Consider the following 18,743-nt stretch of genomic DNA (forward strand, 5'->3'; position numbering starts at 1 on the left):
TTTTGGAGCCAAAAGAAGGCGTCAAAATTGCGCAAGTTAAGCAAACGCGCAGGGTAAACGTGTGACTTGCGGTTAATAGCGTCTTTATGCGGGGTTTTTGCGTGGTCTTTTATTCGTGGTCTTTTGTGCGTGGTCTCTGTCCGCGGTCGTTCGTAGTCTCGTAGTCGTTGTTCGTGGTCGTTGTTTGTGGTCGTTGTTTGTGGTGGTCGTTGTTTGTGGTCGTTGTTTGTGGTGGTCGTTGTTTGTGGTCGTTGTTTGTGGTGGTCGTTGTTCGTGGTCGTTGTTTTTTACACTTTGATCGGCAATTGGGGGTTAGTTAACGTAAGCGTAAAATAGTCCCCACCTGGCAATCAGATGAGGACTCGGATAATCTATTTCATAAATACACGGCAAGTCAGTGGCAGCGTATTTGACCATGGCAGCATACGATCCAGTGCCTCGGTATCCTTCAGATCTGGAAGCTGAGGCAGTTTCTCGAACAGATAGGTCAAATAGTTATAAGGATTCAAACTGTTTTCTTTGGCCGTTTCGACGATGCTATAGATGATCGCACTTGCCTTTGCACCGCGGGGTGTATTGGCAAACATCCAATTCTTGCGGCCAATAACGAACGGCTTAATGGAACGCTCGCTGCGGTTGTTGTCGATCTCCAGACGGCCATCGAGCAGATACGCCTCGAGCTTCTCCCACTGGTTGATGCAGTAGGTGATCGCCGCCCCAGTCAAGCTTTTAGGCAGCACACGCGACTGTTGCTTCTGTAGCCATGCCGAAAAAGCATCCAAAATGGGGCGACTCTGCTCCAATCGGATGTTATAGCGTTTTTCGGGCGGAAGCCCTTTGGCTTCTCGCTCAATCGCGTAAAGGCTGTTGCAAAAGTCGAGCCCCTCCTGCGCTGCCGTCCCTGTGGACGACGCCGAGGCAGGCAACGCTTTTAACGCCTCGACGAACTTGCGGCGCGCATGAGCCCAACATCCGACCAGGATCACGCCGGATACTTTGTTGTAGCTCGAGTATCCGTCTACGTGGAGGTAACCGGTAAAGCCGGCTAAAAACCGCTCAGGATGCTCGGCCCCTCGGGTTTGCTGGTAATCGTACAGGACGATAGGCGGACTCGCAGGTCCTGTGCGATATAACCACAGGTAGGACTTATTTTCTGCCGCTCGTCCCGGCTCCCGCAATACTTGGAAGGTGGTTTCATCGGCGTACGCGATGTCTTGCTCCAGCAAATACGCCTGCATCCGGTCGTAGAGGATGCAGAGCCACGTATTCGCACCGTGAAGCATCCAGTTGGCCAGTGTCTGACGGGAGAGTTCGACGCCATAGCGCGCAAACTGTTGCTCCTGGCGGTACAGCGGCATGCTCTCCACGTATTTCTGGCTCATGATATAGGCGACCATGGAAGGTGAAGCGAGACTCCCCGGCTGTACGGGCTTCGGACCCGGCGCCGTGATGATAGGCGTTGTGATTTCACTGCGTTCGCAGGGACGGCAACCGTAAACCAAGCGAATATGCTCCACGACCTTCACTTCGGCGGGAATGACTTTCAGTTCTCGCCGAACCTCGGTGCTCATCTCATGCAAAGCGCCTCCGCAGCAGGCACAAATTTGTTCTTCTTCGGGCAGTCGGTATTCAATCGTCTCTACGCGCAAGCCTTCAAGCTTTGCTTCGCGACCTCCGCGCTGCTTCTTGCGCTTGTAAGTGACCGTCTCCATCGTCGGTTCTTCTTTAGCAGGGTCGGCTTCCGCCTCCGCTTCATTGAACAACTCCATCTGATCCGGATGCGTCTTCTCGCTCGCTGCGCCAAAGCGCTTTTGCTGAGCCAGACGGAACTGCTCTTCGTACCACTTGAGCTTCGCCGTTAGTTCGGCGATTTGCTGCTCCATCTTGGCATTTTGCTGCGCTAGCTTTTCAATTGTAGATGGGGTGTCCGCTCTTTTTTCCATACTTGATGATTTCGACGCGCTGGGCGCGATGCCTGCCGGAATATATGTCGAATCAAGTAAGGAATAGATTGCTAAATGACTGTAGCGGCGGTCACTTTCGGGTGCGCTTGCCGCTGGCTGAGCGAGAGTCCGTCCAAGAGCCAACGAAGCTCGCGGGTAGTAACCGTGACCGGATCGCCGTGATCCTTGGGCCACTGGAACGTGCCGCGTTCGAGCCTACGGTAAAACAGCCAGAAGCCGTTGTGCTCCCAATAAAGGATCTTTAGCTTGTTGCGCTCGCGGTTGCAGAATACAAACAAGCAAGAGGAGAAAGGGTTCAGCCCGAGCCCTTCCTGAACGAGAGCGGCCAGTCCGTCGATGGATTTACGCAGGTCCGTGCTGCCGCAAGCCAGATACACCTGCCGGGTGGTCAGTTCGCTTAACATGTGGCCTCGAGAGCTTGCACCACGTCGCGGAGCAAGGCGGGATTGAATCCAGCGTCGACTTCGATAACGGCTTCGCCGAGTCTAATGCGAAGGCAAGCGGACTGCTTTGGTTCTTGCTCGGGAGTAACCTTGGCTTTGATGAAGGTGGTTGGCTTGGCCGCAGTTGAGGAATTGGATGAAGCACTCAATCTTTTCATCCAAGTGTAGAGCCCGCGACGATCCACATGATTGGCTTTGCACCATCTTGATGCTTTTTCTCCACTGGAACGAAATGCGGCAATCCGATCTTCCCACTTCTTTTGAACATCTTCTCTGGCCATGAAATAATCCTCCCCAGGTTAGATTCTGAAGAGGATTATCTCATGGCTAGTATCAGGAATGAAGGTGGGGAGGATTTGACGCTTACTTAGTTAACCGATCTTCTCATACCGGTCTCGTCAGACCCGTTTCCTGAAAGAAAGGGATAATGCTCATAAGGAAATTCAAACACATAGGCATGAGTCGGACAGCCTTTTGCAGCACCGCAACGCGCGCCTCTCAGGCGCGCGTTGGGACGAGATTTCATTGGAGAAAACGTAAGATTCCCCTCACCGTGAGCGATAAGCCTATGTTAATCGATCTCTATGCTGAAAATGATGGCTTCTTTTCGGAACTGTCCTTCGCCTATGCCCCGCTCCAGCTGCTGTCGATCCAATACGATGCATTCGTCCTCCGCCAGCTGCACGACATAGTAGGAACGGCCATTCTCCCGGTAGTAGAGCTTGGCCTTGTCGATCGCGTATTGCTTTGTCATCTCCCCATGGCCTCCACCCGTTTCAATCCTATAATTAATGGTGCTAAATATTACTCAGACTAATTATCGTCTTGCCATCTCAAAAAACTCGCATTCCCTGCGCTGATGGTAAGCTACTTCGCTGACTCCGTTCTGGATGACGACCAATGTGTCGTCGAAACGTACGACGACACCGCCCGTTCCAACGACATGATCGTCTTGAAACACTCGGATCGCGCTCTGCCGGTCGATCGCCTCCTGGAAATCAGCGTCTGTAATCAGCTTTCGGTTGCGTGTCATAATAAGTCCTCCAATCGATAACATCCGGTTTTAGTTTACACCGCGCAGACGGCGGAAAGCAAAAAGAAAAACCCACCTTTGAAGTGAGTTTTTCTGTGACGGGCGGATACCCTGATCGAGCCGGTGCTGCCGGCATCAAGCTTCGGCATGCGCAGCGTTATCGTTTTACCGTGGATCGAACCGGAGGCCGGCACGACCGTTTTGTTGCCGACACGGATCTCGAACAGATTGGTTGGCCGTTGAAGCCGGTCACCTCTTCACTGAGCGTAATATACATCACCGTTGACCAAGCTTCCACGGAGACGATCGACGGACGGGCGTTATCCCGGTCACTGCCCGAGAACCGGATTTCACTGCCGCTGAACGAGATGTCCATCCTTTTGCCTTGCAGATCGGCAATCTTTCCGAAGTCCGTGTTGTATGTCAGCCGATACGATTTGTTCGCGCGAAGAGGACCCGCCTTACCAGGATACAAGTTAATGAACAATTGCTGCCGGTCGGCGGACATCGCATACCCCGCATCGTCGCCCTTTACGATCGGCATCGATTCGCGGTCCGTTTCGTTGTACAGGTTGAATACGTTCTGGTCTGCGTTCGCCACCAGCTCGGAGAATCGGACGACTATACCCGCAGCCTTACGTCACCCGTATAGAGGCGGTTAACTGCACGGCGGTGCGGGTCTTCTTCAGCGAACCGGTGAAAAACGTGCAGACCGGATCGTTCCTGTTTGCGCTGCGCGAAAATTTGCCAGCCGGAATTGTTGACCGAAACACCGTTATCCGATTCGATTACCGCATTAAGGCCGGAAATTCCGACGCCGGACAGGGAGCGGCCAAACGTCAGTTCAATCGTGTTCTCATTGACCGGCTTGACGTTCTGAAGCTCGATCGGTCCGGTTGAAGCTTTTCCCGCTCCGACAAACGAACGCTTCGTATTCTGGGCAATCGTGTTGCCCACCCGGTCCCTGACAAAGTTGACCGTAACGGTATATACTTTGCCAGGCGTCTGGTCGGATGTCGTCAGCGTCACCCTCCGTTCGCCGTCATCGTAAACCGCCGACGACGGAAGTCCGAGCCCTCCGTCAAACATATAGGAGGCGATGTTTTCCGCATATTGTTCCTCCAGACGTTCGCTGAAGGTGAGCACCACCTTGTTTTTGTCCGCGCTCACGCCTGCAATTGTCAGAGGCGTGGAGTCGACGACTGCTCCGAAATACAGATTGCTTCTCGTATCCATCACGTTGCCTGCCGCATCCGCGACCCCGCTGACCGTCAAGGTGTATACGGTGCCGGCCGTCTGCTTTCCGGTTGTGATCGTTACCTTCTTTTTGTCGCCGGAGAGGACGATATTCGTTATGGACAACGAATAGTTCGTAAGCGTATGAATATCGCCGGCGTCCTGCTTGTCGGTCGTCAAGGTCACAACGGTACCCGAGCCGTTAAGCGCCGTATTGGTAATCCGAACCTGGCGGCCACCCTCATCCTCCAGTCTGAACTGCTCCTTGACCGCCGACTTGACGGACGTGCGCAGGTGGACCAGTATGGTGGTCGCGGAAAGCGGCTCTACCGAGTGAACGTCCAGCTTTTCCCCGAACGGATTCTCTTCCGGGTGCAGGTCGAGGTATACCTCGAAAGACGCATCTACGAGCATGCCCCTTCCGGCATCCAGCCGGTAGTCGGCCTCGCTCGGTATCCAGCCTTTTGCAAGCGCGATTCCGACGTCCTGTCTCGCCCATGCCGACAATTTGCCGCCGACCGGATCCGCAGCCGTACCGCCTGCTCCATAGGCCCTTACAAGGACGGCGGCCAACTGCTCAACCGATACTTTTGCCAGAGGCGTGAACTTCCGGTACCCCGCCCCCTTCATCAGGCCGGCGTCGGCGACCGCTTCGATTTCCCCGTAAGACCAACGGTTTTTGGGCACGTCGCTGAACGACGGGACACCTGTAACCTCGCGTAGATCCCATAACCGGAATAGAACAGCGGCAAACTGCTCGCGCGACATCGCCAAATGCAAACCGGCGCTGCCATCCGCAAAACCTGTGAATATGCCCTTCTCGCGCAAAAACTGAAATTTGTCCTCCGTGTCGGGCTCCGCCGCGGCGGCCTGAAAGGATGGAAACCCTGCGAACAGCAGCGCCGCCGCCAGCAGCAACAACAACAAAGCGATTTTTCGCATCTATATGTCCCTCCCTGTACTCGGAACGTCGATGGAAACGGCCGTGTTCCATTTCGCTCCCGTTTAAGTTTCGTCTGCTGTTCTGACGCTGCGCGGCTACAAAATTTTTCGGGTCTATCAGGCGAAAAAAATAAAACTTTTCAGCGGCTTGTCCATTGTCAGTTAAGGGTTAAGGGTATTTGTCGGGGAGTGTCGCTTTGGCGCAGCCAAATAAAACGAAGGCCCGAATGCAGTCAAATTATACGAATTGTATCGAATATGCCATGCAAAAAAGGAGCCGCCTAAGCGACCCCTGTACGGCTGATATGCTCCCTATGCGGCCATCGGTTTAGCTTTCGATCCCGACCCGCCACTATGCCTTATTGTCGGCCCACCAGTAAAGCGTAGACGATGCCGGGTCCGTGCACCCCGATCGTCAGATCGTTCTCGATATCCGCAGATCGGCTCGGCCCGGATATGAAATGAATGCCTGCGGGCAGCCCTTGCCGACCGGCCGCGTCAAACCGCACCAATATTTCGCCGAGCCGGGTGTGCAGCCGCTCAACCGGCACGACGGCAATCAGCACAGTCGGAAGCAGGCTGACGGAACGGCCCTTGTCCTGTGAGGACAGAACCGTGAGCGAGCCCGTATAAGCGGCCGCATGGTCGACCAGCACGACACCGATATCCGCTTCCGCGGCCCGCGCCGTCCAATGCTCCTCCGGATCGGTGTTCCAGACGGAGAAGCGCACCTCCGGCATCGCCGCTTCAAGCCCCAGCGCATCCAGCTCCGGCTGATGCTGCCTGACCGCATACCGCGCGTTCAGCTCGGTTGCCTTCGCCGCAATGAACCGTTTCACCGCCTCCATATCCGCCAGCCGTTCAACATGTCCGCCGACCGACCTGAAATTGTCGGTGAACCGCTCGATCCGCTCCTCCAGCGGCCATTCGAAGCCGTTCCAGAAATCCGGCGCGCCGCGAAAAGGGTGCGCGGGAGCGGTCGTCACGCGCGGCCGCCCCAGCTTCGCGGCGATGCCGTCCATGAACGCCTTCTGCTTCCCGCGCGACTCCGCCTCCAGTTGCGCCAGCCAGTCCTGTTGCGATGCCGTAACTGATCCCGTATCGGTCTCACCCATGATGGCCGCCTCCTTCTTTCTTTTTCCGGTCGCGAACGGCCGCCTCCAGCCGCTGTTTGACGTCCGGAGCCGTCTCCCGAAGTCCGGCGCTGATTTCTTCCTCCAGCGTCGCCCATTTGTCGCGGAACGATTGCTCCGGCAGGCTGGGCGCAACGCGGTACGTGTTCCAGCCTTTGAGCGGTCCCAGCTTCGTACGGATGACGCCGCCGCGCACGATGAGCTTTTGGCTGATCTTGCCCAGCTTGAGCGCGCCGGCGAACCGGCCCGCATTGCCCATCACGGCCGCAAAGCCTTTCATGCCGAGCGACTCCAGCCTGTTGCCGTGTCCGGCTTCCACCTTGCGCCGCCGCAAATAGACGAGCATGTCGTGCAGCGGGATTTTGACCGGACAAGCCTCGTAGCAAGCGCCGCACAGGCTGGAGGCATTCGCGATATCGTCCCATTCCGCGACGTTCTTCTGCAGGGCCGGCGTCAGCACTGCGCCGATCGGGCCGCTGTATGTCCCGCCGTAAGCGTGGCCCCCGATATGCCGGTATACCGGACAAGCATTCAGGCAGGCGCCGCAGCGAATGCAGTTGAGCAGCTCCTGGAATTCCGGATCGCCGAGCTGGTTCGAACGGCCGTTGTCCACGATGACGATGTGCATCTCCTCTGGGCCGTCCGCGTCGGCCGCTCGCCGCGGCCCCGTAATGCCGGACATGTACACGGTCAGCTTCTGCCCGGTCGCCGAGCGAGGGAGCAGCGTCGCCATCACCTCCAGATCCGCCCAGGACGGAATGATCCGCTCCATGCCCATCAGCGTAATCTGCGTTTTCGGCACCGTCGTCACCATGCGCGCGTTGCCTTCATTCTCGAACAGCACCATCGAGCCGGTCTCGGCGATCGCGAAGTTGCAGCCGGTCATGCCGATGTCCGCTTCAAGAAATTTCTCCCGCAGCTTTTTGCGGACGAAGCCGGCCAGCACCGTCGTATCCGGAGCAAGCGTCTCGCCGGCCTCCGCCGACAGCAGCGCCGCGATCTGGTACCGGTTTTTATGAATCGCCGGGATGATGATATGGGAGGGCGTTTCCCCGGCCAGTTGAATGATATATTCGCCGAGGTCGGTTTCCACCGCTTCCACGCCGATCGATTCCAGCGCATGGTTCAGGTGAAGCTCCTCGGTGACCATCGATTTCGATTTGACGACCGACTTCGCCGCCTTGCGCTCGGCAATGGCGAGCGAAATACCGACCGCCTCCGCCGCCGTCGGGGCAAAATGAACGTGCACGCCGTTCGCCCGTGCGTTGTCCACGAATAAATTCAAATAATAATCAAGGTGGGCGATCGTGTGCAGCCGGATCTGCCTGCCCCGCTCGCGCCAATCGTCCCAGTTGCCGTGCTCTTCCGACGCCTTGATTTTGCCGCCGCGCAGCCGTTCGGTCGTGAATTTGACCGCCTTCCGCAGAAAATCGTCGTTCAGCGCCAGCTCCGCCCGTTCCTTCACCGTTCTGCCCGGGGCCGTCGCGCCGGCCGGTCGGGTCGTTCCGCTCATCGCTGCGTCACCCCCGCCACGCCTTCGTACAACAGCTCGGCCAAATGCATGACCCGCACCGGCTCGTTCCGGTAACGCAGATTGCCCGCGATATTCATCAGGCACGCCATGTCGAGCCCGACGAGCACCTCGGCTTCCGTCTCCTTCACATGGTCGGCCTTCTCCGTCACCATCGCCCCGGAGATGCCGGCCATCTTCACTGCGAATGTCCCGCCGAAGCCGCAGCAATCCTCCGCAAACGGCAGGGGCACAAACTCCAACCCTTTTACCTCTCTCAGCAGCGCCATCGGCTCCTCCTTGACGCCGAGTAGGCGGCTGCCGTGGCACGACGGATGGTAGGTCACCTTATGCGGAAAAACGGCCCCGAGGTCCGTGATGCCGAGCACCTGAACGAGAAATTGCGTAAATTCATACGTTTTGCGCTGCAGCTCCTCCGCTTGGGCGAGCCTGGCCGGATCTTGCTGAAACAATTGCGAATAGTGGTGAATCATATACGCGCACGAGCCCGACGGAGCGATGACGAAATCGCTGTCCTCGAACGCGTCCAGAATCGTCGCCGCGGCAGCGCGCGCCTCGTCCCAATAGCCGCTGTTGAACGCCGGCTGGCCGCAGCACGTTTGCGTCTTCGGAAAATCGAGCCGCACGCCGTGCCTGGCGAGCAGCCGCACCATCGCCTCGCCGACGCGCGGATAAACAGCATCGCTCAAGCAAGTGATAAATAAGGAAACCTTCATGATCCGCCCTCCGGGTTATCAGGTTATACGGTCGTTACCTCAACCGCCATGTCCCGCAACCGCTCCAACGACTCCGTCGTCAGGCGGCGGTCCGTAATAACGGCGTCAATCTCGCGCAAATCCGCGACATGCGTAAACGCCTGCACGCCGAACTTGCTTGCGTCGGCGAGCAGATAGACGCGATCGGCCATGCCGATCATTTTCTGCTTGACCCGCGCCTGCAGCTCGTTCGATTCGCTGACGCCCCGCTCCAGATGGACGCCCTTGCACGAGAAAAACGCTTTATCGACGTGATAGGCGTCAAGCGACCGCTCGGCGAGCGGCCCGACGTAGGAGAGGGAACGCTGCGCGAGAATGCCCCCCGTCGAAATGACCTCGATCCGCTCCTTGCCGCTTAGCTCCAACGCTACCTTGATCGAATTCGTCAGGACGGTGAGCGGCATGTCATCGGGCAAAATGGAAGCCATGTACCACGCCGTCGAGCTGGCGTCGAGCAGAATGCGGTCGCGCGGGGCGATGTGACGGATCGCCTCCGCGGCGATGCGGCGCTTCTCCTCCCGGTTGGCGATCTCGCGCTCCGCGTAAGGCGTCTCCGGCTGCTGGTCCTTGACGCTGACCGCGCCGCCGTGCGACCGGCGCAGCCGGCCCGTCTGCTCGAGCCGGTCCAGGTCGCGGCGGATCGTCTCCTCCGTCACGCCGCACAGCTCGCTCAGCTCGGTGACCCGAATGCTGCCTCTCTCGTTGACGAGCTGCACGATTTTATCATATCGCTCCGCGACCAGCATGACTGCTCCACTCCCTCTCCCTGTCCGTTAATTGCCGAGTCCCGCGATCCGCCGGAACGTTCCGTACGCATGCTCCCACGCTTCCCGCTCCTCCGGCTCGTAAACCGCGACCGGGAACGAATCGCGGATCGCCTGCCGCGCCTCCCGAATATCGCCGAACTCGCCCGCCGCGATCCACTGCACCGCCAGATTGCCGATGGCGCTGCCTTCCGCCGGGCCGGCCCATACGGGCTTGCCGATCGCATTCGCCGACCACCGGCAGAGGAGCGTGTTCCGGATGCCGCCGCCGACCATGTGAAGGCCGTTAAACGACTGTCCCGACAGACGCTCGGTCAATTCAAACACATAGCGGTATTTTAAGGCCAAACTTTCCAAAATACAACGGACGATTTCGCCCGGCTCCTCGGGCGGACGCTGTCCGGTCGCCCCGCAATACCGGCGGATGCGGACATGCATATCCCCCGGATGCAGGAACACCGGGTCGTCCGGGTCGATGAACGCGCCGAACGCCGGCGCCTGCTCCGCCAATCCGACCAGCTCCGGATACGAGTACGCAAGTCCCGCCCGGTCCCATTCGCGCTTCATCTCCTGCAAAATCCACAGGCCCATGATGTTCTTCAGCAGCCGGTACGTCCGTCCGACTCCGCCTTCGTTCGTAAAATTCAGCTCGCGCGCCAGCCCGCTCATGACGGGCCGTTTCACCTCCGTGCCCATCAGCGACCAGGTGCCGCAGCTTAAATAAGCGAAAGAACGGTCGAGCGCCGGCACGGCGGCGACGGCGGAGCCGGTGTCGTGCTCGGCGACGGCGACCACGGGGACCGGGCCGACGCCAAACTCCGACGCAACCGACGGCAGAAGCTGTCCCACGCTTGCGCCCGGGTCGGCGATGGTGCCGAACAGCGACGGCGGCAGGCCGATTTTGGCGATCAGCTCACCGTCCCAGCCGCCTGTCGACGGGTTATGCAATTGCGTGGTCGTCGCATTCGAAAACTCGTTCACCATCTCGCCGGTCAGAAAATAACGGAGCAGATCCGGGATCATCAGAAGCCGGTCCGCTTCCCGCAGCAGCGGAGAGTCCGCCTGCTTCAATGCCGCCAGCTGATAAATCGTGTTGAAAGGCAGAAATTGAATGCCGGTCCGCCCGAAAATGTAGTCCCGCGTCAGCCGCCCGCCGACCTGCTCCATGACGCCTTCCGTGTGCCGGTCCCTGTAATGGTACGGGTTGCCGAGCAGCTCCCCGTTCCGCCCGATCAGGCCGAAATCGACCGCCCACGAGTCGATGCCAAGGCTCTGCAACGCGGCGCCGCTATGCTTCGCCTTCAGCAGTCCCTGCTTGATTTCATGGTACAGCCGCAAAATATCCCAGTGCAGACGGCTGCCCACCTGAACCGGCTCGTTCGGGAAGCGGTGGATTTCCTCCGTCTCGATCCGCCCGCCTTTCAGCCGGCCGAGCAGCGCCCGTCCGCCGCTGGCGCCCAAATCAAATGCGATGATCGTCATCCGCGGGCACCGCCTTACAGAACGGCGGCGTTCGCCGCGTTGCGCTTGAGCAGGACGTCCTGCTCATACGCCTTCACTTCCGCCAGCCAGGCTTCGCGCACAGGCACGCCCGACCTCTCGCAGCAGTAATCCCACACGGCTCCGAACGGATACGATTTGAACTCTTCCGTCAAGGCAAGACGGGTCGTAAAGTCGCCGTCAAGCTCCGCCTTCCTGAGCGCGTCAACCGGCTCGAGCATCGCGCGAAGCAGCGCCTTGATCGTGTTGCGCGTGCCGATCACCCAGGCCGCCACCCGGTTGATGCTCGCATCGAAAAAGTCGAGTCCGATATGCGTCGTCCCGAGCAGCCCGCTGCGCACAAGCTCCCGGCCGATATCCAGCAGCTCGTCGTCCATCACGACCACGTGGTCGCTGTCCCACCGCATCGGACGGCTGACATGGAGCAGAATGCCGCTTGTAAACAAAGCGAGCGAGGACAGCTTGTTCGAGATGACCTCCGTCGGGTGGAAATGACCGGCATCCAGGCAAATCAGCTTGTTGTTTTGAATACCGTAGCCCATGTAGAACTCATGCGAGCCGACCGTATACGCTTCCGATCCGAGGCCGAAAAGCTTGCTTTCCACCGCGTCGAGATGATGGCTCGGGTCCAGCTCCTCCGCAAACACCTCGTCAAGCGCATCCTTCAGCCGCTTCCGCGGCGCCATCCGGTCGGCCGGCGTATCCTTGCAGCCGTCGGGAACCCACACGTTCGTCACGCACGTCTGGCCAAGCTGCTCGCCGAAGTAGGCGCCGATTTTACGCGACCGTTTGCAATGCTCGATCCAGAACTTGCGCACGGCCGGATCCGGATGGCTGAGCGTCAGGCCGTCCTTGGACATCTCATGCGAGAAGCAGGTCGGGTTGAAGTCCAGCCCCAAGCCCTGCTCGCGGGCCCAATCGACCCAACGTTGAAAATGGCGCGGCTCCAGCTCATCCAGGTCCGGCTTCTCCTCCGTATCGGCGTAAATCGCATGGAGGTTGACCTTGTGCTTGCCCGGAATGAGTGAAAACGCTTTCTCAAGATCGGCTTTTAATTCATTCGGCGTCCGCGCCGCCCCCGGATAATTGCCGGTTACCGAGATGCCCCCGGTCAGCTCCTGATCCTGAAACAGAAAGCCGCGCACATCGTCGCCCTGCCAGCAATGGACGGAAATTTTGATTTTCTCCAGCTCCTGAAGGACACGGTCCGTGTCGATGCCGTGCTGCGCGTACAGCTTTTTCGCCACTTCATAGCTTTGACGGATTTGCTCCTGCATCTTTTTCCCTCCCATAAACATGACTCGTTTATTTAATCGGGTAACCCATGACGGACATCAGCGCGTTCTCCGGCTGCGTCGCGTCGAGCCGGCTGTATTGCACGACGACCGGCACATCGCTCTTCACTTCCAGGGCGTACGGAACGCCGACCGGAATCGACGCTCCTCCCTTGTTCAATTCCGCCGTGCGGATATGCTTGGTGCGGCGGCCCGGAACGACGACCGCAATGTCCTCGATCGGCTCGCGGTCCTCGAAATATGCGGTAATCTGCACCAGCGCGTCTTCCCGGCTTACATTCAGCACGCAGATGGATTCATGACTGGCAAGCCGCCCCGAGCTGATCTCGGGAATATAACCGTCCGGAATAATCCAATGCTTCTCGCCGCGCGAAAAACGCATGCTTCATCACGCTCCTTTTTATCGGGTGAAGGCCGCCGGCACGCCGCCGTCGATCGTCAGCATGCAGCCGGTCGTTTTGTCCGCCATGGACGATGCGAAAAACGCGATCCCTTCGGCGATGTCCTTCGGGTAAATGTTCACGAGCAGCGTCGTGCGCTTGCGGTAATACTCCTCCAGTTGGTCGGGCTCGATGCCGTACGCGGCGGCCCGCTCGTTGCGCCAGGCGCCGTTCCAGATCGTCGAGCCCTGCAGAATCGCATCCGGCAGCACCGTGTTGACGCGGATACCGAATTCGCCGCCTTCGGCCGCGATGCAGCGCGCCAGATGGGCTTCGAGCGCTTTGGCCGCGCTGTAGGCGGTCGCGTTCTTGCCGGCGTATACCGAGTTTTTGGAGCCGACGAACACCATGCTGCCGCCGATTCCCTGCTGCTTCATCAGCTTGAACGCCTCGCGCGCCACCAGGAAATAGCCGGTGCCGAGCACGTTCATGTTCAGGTTCCATTCCTTGAGCGACGTTTCGTCGAACGGGCTCGAGGTCGCGAGGCCGGCGTTGTTGACGATGATGTCCACGCCTCCGTAGGTCAGCGCCGTTGCCGCGTATGCCGCCGCAATCTGCTCCTCGCTCGTCACATCCATCTTGACCGCGATCGCGCGGCTCTCGCCGTACCGGGCGTTGATCTCGTCCGCCACCTTCTGTGCGCCTTCGAGATTCAGATCGGCGAGCACGGCGTGCGCGCCTTCGGATACGAGCCGGCGGGCCGTTTCGCTGCCGATGCCGCCGGCTCCTCCCGTAATGAACGCCACCTTGCGGGAAAATTCGGCTTCCGCCGGAGCCAGCGACAGCTTGTAAAGCTCTAGCGGCCAATACTCGACGTTGTACGATTCGTTCTCGCTCAGCGACACGAACCTGCCGAGCGCCGCCGCACCGCGCATGACCGCGATCGCCCGGTGATACAGCGCGCCGCTGACCTGGGCCATCGCCCAATTTTTGCCCGTGTTGATCATCCCGACGCCCGGTATGAGGATGACGCGCGGCGCGGCCTCGAACATGACGTCGCCCTCGTTTCGGTTGCGCTCGAAATACGCTTTATATTTTTCTTTGTAAGAGGCGATGCCTTCCTTCAGCTTCGCTTTGAGTCCTTCGACGTCTTCGGCGTTCGGCGTCCAGTCGATAAACAGCGGAACGACCTTCGTATGCACGAGGTGGTCCGGGCAAGCCGCGCCGACCTGCGACAGCTCCGCCGCATCCCGGCCGCTGACGAACTGCAGGACGTCCTCCCCGTCGTCGTACGTCAGCAGCATTTTTTTCGCGTCGCTCACCGCTCCGCGCACGGCCGGCATCACCTGCGCCGCAATGCTCCTGCGCACATCGGCCGCGAGCGCCGCATGCTTCGCGCCGCCGAACAGCTTCGCCTCATCGACGCGCGCTTCGATATAGCGCTCCGCTTCGCCGATGATCCTGATCGTCTGCGCGTAGCAGGCTTCCGACGTCTCGCCCCAGGTCACGAGACCGTGCTTCTCCATCAGCACGAGCTCCGCGTTCGGGTTGGCAAGCACGCCCTCGGCGATCATTTTGGACAGCTTGAAGCCCGGGCGAATGTACGGCACCCACACGAACCGGTCCCCGAAAATTTCACGGGCGGCCGCCTGGCCGTTATCCGCGCAGCACAAGCTGATAATCGCATCCGGATGCGTGTGGTCGACATGCTTGAACGGCAGAAAAGCGTGCAGCAGCGTCTCGATCGAAGCGCGCGGATGCCTGGCGTCGATCATGCAGTTCGCCAAATACGCGACCATCTCTTCATCCGGCATTTCGTCCCGCTCGAACAGCGGCCGGATATCCTCCATGCGGAGACCCGTAAAATTGCCGGCTTTCATCGACGCCAGGTCGGAGCCGCTTCCTTTTACATACATCACTTCGACGTCGCGGCCCCTGAAATCCTTCACGACCGTCTTGCTCGACGTGTTGCCCCCGCCCCAGTTGCAAACCCGGCGGTCGGCTCCGATAATGTTCGACCGGTAGACCAGCTCGTCGAGGCTGCCCTCCAGCTGCGACGCCTTATCGTTGTCCCACAAGCTCTGTACCATTGTCACGCCTCCGAAATCAAATTTGTTTAGGTTTGATTGCTTGATAAGGCGAGTATATCATTTTTGTTTTTGTTTGAATACACTAGATTCAAAAATAAACAAAGATAACGAGTCCATCACATTTTTCGACAAAATCATGCCAAAAAAACTGACAATTGTAGCAATTCAGCGAATTTTGCTATTGCCCGAGAAATAGGAAATATTTTTGCGGAGGAACAACGGCGTGGCGGCTCACCTTACGTAAAAGCCCCGTATCTCTACTAAGAGACACGGGGCGTGGCCCAAGAAACATTACGCGTACACCGGCAGTTCCACCGACACTTCCCGCTTCGCTTCGGCCGACCGGAAAACGCCGTCGATAATCGCTTGCTGAATCAGAATTTGCTCGCCGGGAATCGGCGCTTCGCGGCCGTCGCGCACCGCTTCGGCGAAGTCGCGCACCTTCTCGAAGAACAGATCGAGCCGGTGCTCGATCAGCGGGACCTCCGTCTGCGTAAGGCCGCCGAAGTCGTCATGATACAGCGTCATGGAGCCGATGCTTCCGTCCCATACGCCCGACCACGGACCCGAGCCGTAAGGCAGCACCTTCAACCCGGCGTTCGTGCCCAGGAACATCGTCGGGCCGAGCGTATCCATATGCATTGCCCAGGCGATTTTGAATTGCAGCACCATGTCGTTCTCGAAGCGGATCATGGCCACGCCGAAATCCTCCACCTCGAAATGGATCGCTTCGGCGTGGTAAAGCGGATTCGTGCCGAAATGGCTGGACGCAAAAGCGGATACCGAAACGGGCCTCGGATAGCCTAACGCATTCAGCGCCATATCGAGCGAATAGCAGCCGATATCGGCCATGGCTCCGGCGCCCGACAGCGACTTGCGAATGAATGTTCCGCCCGGCATGCCGCGCCGGCGCCCGCCGCCCGTTTCCACATAATACACGTTCCCCAGACGGCCCGACCGGATAATATCCTGCAGCCGCTTCATATTCGGATCGTACCGGGGCTGAAACCCGATCGACAGCATATTGCCCGTTTCCCGCTGCGCCTGCACCATGTCCAGCGCCTCATCCAGCGAGACCGCCATCGGCTTCTCGAGCAGCACATGCTTGCCGGCCCTTAACGCATCCACCGTCGTCCGGTGGTGGGAGGCGTTCGGCGTGCAGATGCTGACGGCGTCGAGCCGTTCCGCCAGCAGCTCCGTATGGCTGTCGAAGGCCGCGGCATCCAACAACCCTTCCGCCGAGACGAATTCCTGCGCCTTCCCGGGCACCACGTCCGCCACCGCTGCAATTTCGACGAACGGCAGCTTTTTGTACGCCGCCGCATGCGCCCTTGCGATGCCGCCGCTACCGATAATGCCGACTTTAATCTTGTTCAACCCGATCCTCTCCTCTGCTTGAATTCCATTTACGGGTTTTGCCGTATTTGTTGCGGTAAGCCGCCGGCGTCATGCCAAGCCGCTGCTTGAACACGGGATATAAATAGTTCGGATTGGCATAACCGTTCCGCAAGGCGATATCTTCAACCGGCCTCGTGCCGTAAGCGAGCTCGTGGCAAATCCGCTCCAGCCGGCTTTTCTCGAGCCGCGCGTGGAAAGTCGTGCCGCCTTCCCTGCGAAAAACGCGCTGCAGCTGCCTCGCGCCGACGCCGACGGCCGCCGCCACCTCCTCCAGCGTGATCGGCCGCGATGCGTTATCGTCAATGTATTGTTTCGCAAGCTGAAAACGGTGGACCGACATGTCCCGTTCCGGGATCGCTCCCGCTTCCACATCCGGCGCCAACGCCCTGGCGGCGCTGCATAAAATATGAATCACTTCCTGCCTGATCGAGGTATAGAAGCCGACCGTCTGCTCCTCCCAGACGCGGTAGGCGTTCAGGAAGCCGGCCATCGCGTTGAACCGGTCCGCGACCGGAGCGGGCGGGCTCTCCCGCAAAATCCGCACGATCTCCTCCGCTTCCCGGGCTTCGATATCGCCGCCCCAGCCTTCAGGGGCCGCCGCATCCGTCAGCGGAATGAATTCGCAGTGCAGGCACAGCTCCGCCATCGGATCCGCCGGATCCGACCATTGCTGATGCAGCACGCCCGGACCGGTCAAATAAAACATCCCCTCGCCCAGCTCGAACTCCTTCTCCTCCAGCACGACCTTGCCTTTGCCCTGCGGAATGAAATGAAACTCGAATTCCGAATGCCGGTGAAAAGGGATCGTCCAGTCGCCGGGAAAACGAACCAGGTGACAATGCAAAACATGTATGCCGTAATTCCCCCACCGAAAACGAAGGTCGAGACGGTCCAGCGCATCCTTCCTTTTCTCCATGCGGGCATAAGGAAAAGGCGTGCGCACCGGCTTCCCCTCATACCCGCCGCGCCTGAGATTGTCCTTCAACGCCCCGCCCCTCCTTCTGAAAAATCGCCCGTTATGCCTCCAGCTCTTCGACCGCTATCGGACGGCCTTCCGCCACCGAGCGGTTGGAAGCTTCCATCAGCTTGGTCAGGTCAACGGCCAGCGCGATATTTTCATCCGCCGTCGTTCCGGTTAAGATATGATCCACCCACTGGTTGAACGCGATTGGCTGCCGGCTCCGCATGGACACCGTTTCCCATTCTCCCGTTCTCCTGCTGCTTCTGATTTTGATTTCCGCCTCCGGAAAACCGAACAGCAGCGTTCCGTCGACGCCGTGAATCTCAATCGAGAACGGCGAGTGGCTGTTGACGAAACCGGCCTCGACGATTCCGAGCGCGCCGTCCGGATAAGAGAGCACCGACACCGCATTGTCCTCAACCTCCTTGCCTGTCACGTATCCGTAATGGGCGGACACCCGCTCCGGCATGCCGAGCAGCAGGCGCACCAGATACATCGGATGGCAGCCGAGATCGATGAGCGCTCCGCCCCCGCATTGCTCCAAAGAGTAGAAATGCTCCGGCAGCCAGCCCGCGGTCGCCCCGTTATGCGACAGGCGGACTCTCGCCATCGTCAATTGTCCGAGCGGCTGTTCCTCGAGCAGCGCGCGCAGCGTCACCGTATAGTCATCATAAAGCCGCGGCAGAGACACGGTCAGCTTGACGCCGGCCTCGTTCACCGCCGCCAGAATCTCGTTCACTTCCTTCAAGGTCGGCGCAACCACTTTTTCCGTAAAAATGTGTTTGCCGGCCTTCGCCGCCTGCACCATCACATCGCGGTGGCGGTTCGTCGGCGTATCGACCACAACCGCATCGATCGAAGCGTCGCCCAGCAGGTCGTCCAACGACGCCACGAACGGGACGCCGTACTTCTCCGACATCGCTTTGCCGCGCTCCAGGTTCTCATCCCAAATCGCCGCAATTTCGGTTTCGGGATGCTTCACCGCATAGCCGGTGTATTCCTCCGCATGCACATGCCAATAACTGATCATGCCGACTCGAATCATCATCACACGCTCCCAGCTTCAAATATACGACACAAAAATAAAATAGCATAGCCGATACTATGATATAAATGAATTTAAACGTCAATTTAGCTATGAAATTACGACATCCACTAGAATTTCGACTTCAATCCCCTTTCATCCCCGTTACCAGCCCGCGTTGTTCCCGCTAGCGTATTCGCCAGTCCTTTCCGCCGCCAAGTTGACTTTATTTTTTATTGTAACCCGAGTTTGGCGACATTTATTTCCAAGTGTTGATGTAGCAAGGGTTTGTGG

General features: G+C 58.8%; 18 protein-coding genes. All 18 read right to left on the reverse strand.

Going from position 1 to position 18,743, the window contains the following annotated elements:
• Positions 1-371 precede the first annotated feature (371 nt).
• Positions 372-1,943 (reverse strand): IS66 family transposase, encoded by a 1,572-nt coding sequence (gene tnpC, locus RWM61_RS17470; protein WP_314003151.1) that lies wholly within the window; start codon positions 1,941-1,943, stop codon positions 372-374.
• A 71-nt stretch (positions 1,944-2,014) separates the two neighbouring features.
• Positions 2,015-2,368, reverse strand: coding sequence for an IS66 family insertion sequence element accessory protein TnpB (tnpB, locus tag RWM61_RS17475; protein ID WP_314003153.1), 354 nt, complete (start codon positions 2,366-2,368; stop codon positions 2,015-2,017).
• The gene (tnpA, locus tag RWM61_RS17480) at positions 2,362-2,688 is read right to left on the reverse strand and encodes an IS66 family insertion sequence element accessory protein TnpA (RefSeq protein ID WP_314003155.1); all 327 of its coding nucleotides are present in this window, start codon (positions 2,686-2,688) and stop codon (positions 2,362-2,364) included. Before tnpA ends, tnpB begins: the two co-directional genes overlap by 7 nt.
• Before the next feature lie 290 nt (positions 2,689-2,978).
• Positions 2,979-3,161, reverse strand: coding sequence for a hypothetical protein (locus RWM61_RS17485; RefSeq protein ID WP_314003157.1), 183 nt, complete (start codon positions 3,159-3,161; stop codon positions 2,979-2,981).
• Between the two features lie 63 nt (positions 3,162-3,224).
• A complete protein-coding gene (locus RWM61_RS17490) occupies positions 3,225-3,440 on the reverse strand; it encodes a hypothetical protein (protein WP_314003159.1) in 216 nt (71 codons plus the stop codon).
• Between the two features lie 157 nt (positions 3,441-3,597).
• Positions 3,598-4,041, reverse strand: a complete 444-nt coding sequence (locus RWM61_RS17495; protein ID WP_314003161.1) for a hypothetical protein — start codon at positions 4,039-4,041, stop codon at positions 3,598-3,600.
• A 20-nt stretch (positions 4,042-4,061) separates the two neighbouring features.
• The gene (locus RWM61_RS17500) at positions 4,062-5,618 is read right to left on the reverse strand and encodes an Ig-like domain-containing protein (RefSeq protein ID WP_314003163.1); all 1,557 of its coding nucleotides are present in this window, start codon (positions 5,616-5,618) and stop codon (positions 4,062-4,064) included.
• Between the two features lie 359 nt (positions 5,619-5,977).
• The gene (locus RWM61_RS17505) at positions 5,978-6,733 is read right to left on the reverse strand and encodes a lactate utilization protein (RefSeq protein ID WP_314003165.1); all 756 of its coding nucleotides are present in this window, start codon (positions 6,731-6,733) and stop codon (positions 5,978-5,980) included.
• Positions 6,726-8,264: a LutB/LldF family L-lactate oxidation iron-sulfur protein gene (locus RWM61_RS17510; protein ID WP_314003167.1), complete on the reverse strand. Its 1,539-nt coding sequence runs from the start codon at positions 8,262-8,264 to the stop codon at positions 6,726-6,728. Before RWM61_RS17510 ends, RWM61_RS17505 begins: the two co-directional genes overlap by 8 nt.
• Positions 8,261-8,998, reverse strand: a complete 738-nt coding sequence (locus tag RWM61_RS17515; protein ID WP_314003169.1) for a (Fe-S)-binding protein — start codon at positions 8,996-8,998, stop codon at positions 8,261-8,263. Before RWM61_RS17515 ends, RWM61_RS17510 begins: the two co-directional genes overlap by 4 nt.
• A 23-nt stretch (positions 8,999-9,021) precedes the next feature.
• The gene (locus tag RWM61_RS17520) at positions 9,022-9,783 is read right to left on the reverse strand and encodes a DeoR/GlpR family DNA-binding transcription regulator (RefSeq protein WP_314003171.1); all 762 of its coding nucleotides are present in this window, start codon (positions 9,781-9,783) and stop codon (positions 9,022-9,024) included.
• A 27-nt stretch (positions 9,784-9,810) separates the two neighbouring features.
• Positions 9,811-11,283 (reverse strand): rhamnulokinase family protein, encoded by a 1,473-nt coding sequence (locus RWM61_RS17525; RefSeq protein WP_314003173.1) that lies wholly within the window; start codon positions 11,281-11,283, stop codon positions 9,811-9,813.
• Between the two features lie 14 nt (positions 11,284-11,297).
• Positions 11,298-12,578, reverse strand: coding sequence for an L-rhamnose isomerase (rhaA, locus tag RWM61_RS17530; RefSeq protein ID WP_314003175.1), 1,281 nt, complete (start codon positions 12,576-12,578; stop codon positions 11,298-11,300).
• Between the two features lie 28 nt (positions 12,579-12,606).
• Positions 12,607-12,978 (reverse strand): sensory rhodopsin transducer, encoded by a 372-nt coding sequence (locus tag RWM61_RS17535; protein WP_314003177.1) that lies wholly within the window; start codon positions 12,976-12,978, stop codon positions 12,607-12,609.
• A gap of 18 nt (positions 12,979-12,996) precedes the next feature.
• Entirely contained in the window at positions 12,997-15,066 is a 2,070-nt protein-coding gene (locus RWM61_RS17540; protein WP_314003179.1) for a bifunctional aldolase/short-chain dehydrogenase, read from the reverse strand.
• Positions 15,067-15,357: 291 nt separating this feature from the next.
• Complete coding sequence (locus RWM61_RS17545; protein WP_314003181.1) at positions 15,358-16,443, reverse strand: Gfo/Idh/MocA family oxidoreductase; 1,086 nt, start codon at positions 16,441-16,443, stop codon at positions 15,358-15,360.
• On the reverse strand, positions 16,430-17,449 hold the full coding sequence (locus tag RWM61_RS17550; RefSeq protein WP_314003183.1) for an AraC family transcriptional regulator: 1,020 nt from the start codon (positions 17,447-17,449) through the stop codon (positions 16,430-16,432). Before RWM61_RS17550 ends, RWM61_RS17545 begins: the two co-directional genes overlap by 14 nt.
• A gap of 31 nt (positions 17,450-17,480) precedes the next feature.
• The gene (locus RWM61_RS17555) at positions 17,481-18,470 is read right to left on the reverse strand and encodes a Gfo/Idh/MocA family oxidoreductase (RefSeq protein WP_314003185.1); all 990 of its coding nucleotides are present in this window, start codon (positions 18,468-18,470) and stop codon (positions 17,481-17,483) included.
• Between the last annotated feature and the right edge of the window lie 273 nt (positions 18,471-18,743).

It is taken from the genome of uncultured Paenibacillus sp. (assembly GCF_963515335.1).
In the GTDB taxonomy this organism is placed as follows: Bacteria; Bacillota; Bacilli; order Paenibacillales; family Paenibacillaceae; genus Paenibacillus_I.

Bases quoted from the DNA above. Each gene is read 5' to 3' on its own strand.
- RWM61_RS17555 (WP_314003185.1), bottom strand. From the start codon at position 18,470: ATGATTCGAGTCGGCATGATCAGTTATTGGCATGTGCATGCGGAGGAA.
- rhaA (WP_314003175.1), bottom strand. From the start codon at position 12,578: ATGCAGGAGCAAATCCGTCAAAGCTATGAAGTGGCGAAAAAGCTGTAC.
- tnpB (WP_314003153.1), bottom strand. From the start codon at position 2,368: ATGTTAAGCGAACTGACCACCCGGCAGGTGTATCTGGCTTGCGGCAGC.
- RWM61_RS17505 (WP_314003165.1), bottom strand. From the start codon at position 6,733: ATGGGTGAGACCGATACGGGATCAGTTACGGCATCGCAACAGGACTGG.
- tnpA (WP_314003155.1), bottom strand. From the start codon at position 2,688: ATGGCCAGAGAAGATGTTCAAAAGAAGTGGGAAGATCGGATTGCCGCA.
- RWM61_RS17535 (WP_314003177.1), bottom strand. From the start codon at position 12,978: ATGCGTTTTTCGCGCGGCGAGAAGCATTGGATTATTCCGGACGGTTAT.
- RWM61_RS17485 (WP_314003157.1), bottom strand. From the start codon at position 3,161: ATGACAAAGCAATACGCGATCGACAAGGCCAAGCTCTACTACCGGGAG.
- RWM61_RS17515 (WP_314003169.1), bottom strand. From the start codon at position 8,998: ATGAAGGTTTCCTTATTTATCACTTGCTTGAGCGATGCTGTTTATCCG.
- RWM61_RS17525 (WP_314003173.1), bottom strand. From the start codon at position 11,283: ATGACGATCATCGCATTTGATTTGGGCGCCAGCGGCGGACGGGCGCTG.
- tnpC (WP_314003151.1), bottom strand. From the start codon at position 1,943: ATGGAAAAAAGAGCGGACACCCCATCTACAATTGAAAAGCTAGCGCAG.
- RWM61_RS17490 (WP_314003159.1), bottom strand. From the start codon at position 3,440: ATGACACGCAACCGAAAGCTGATTACAGACGCTGATTTCCAGGAGGCG.
- RWM61_RS17520 (WP_314003171.1), bottom strand. From the start codon at position 9,783: ATGCTGGTCGCGGAGCGATATGATAAAATCGTGCAGCTCGTCAACGAG.
- RWM61_RS17510 (WP_314003167.1), bottom strand. From the start codon at position 8,264: ATGAGCGGAACGACCCGACCGGCCGGCGCGACGGCCCCGGGCAGAACG.
- RWM61_RS17500 (WP_314003163.1), bottom strand. From the start codon at position 5,618: ATGCGAAAAATCGCTTTGTTGTTGTTGCTGCTGGCGGCGGCGCTGCTG.
- RWM61_RS17540 (WP_314003179.1), bottom strand. From the start codon at position 15,066: ATGGTACAGAGCTTGTGGGACAACGATAAGGCGTCGCAGCTGGAGGGC.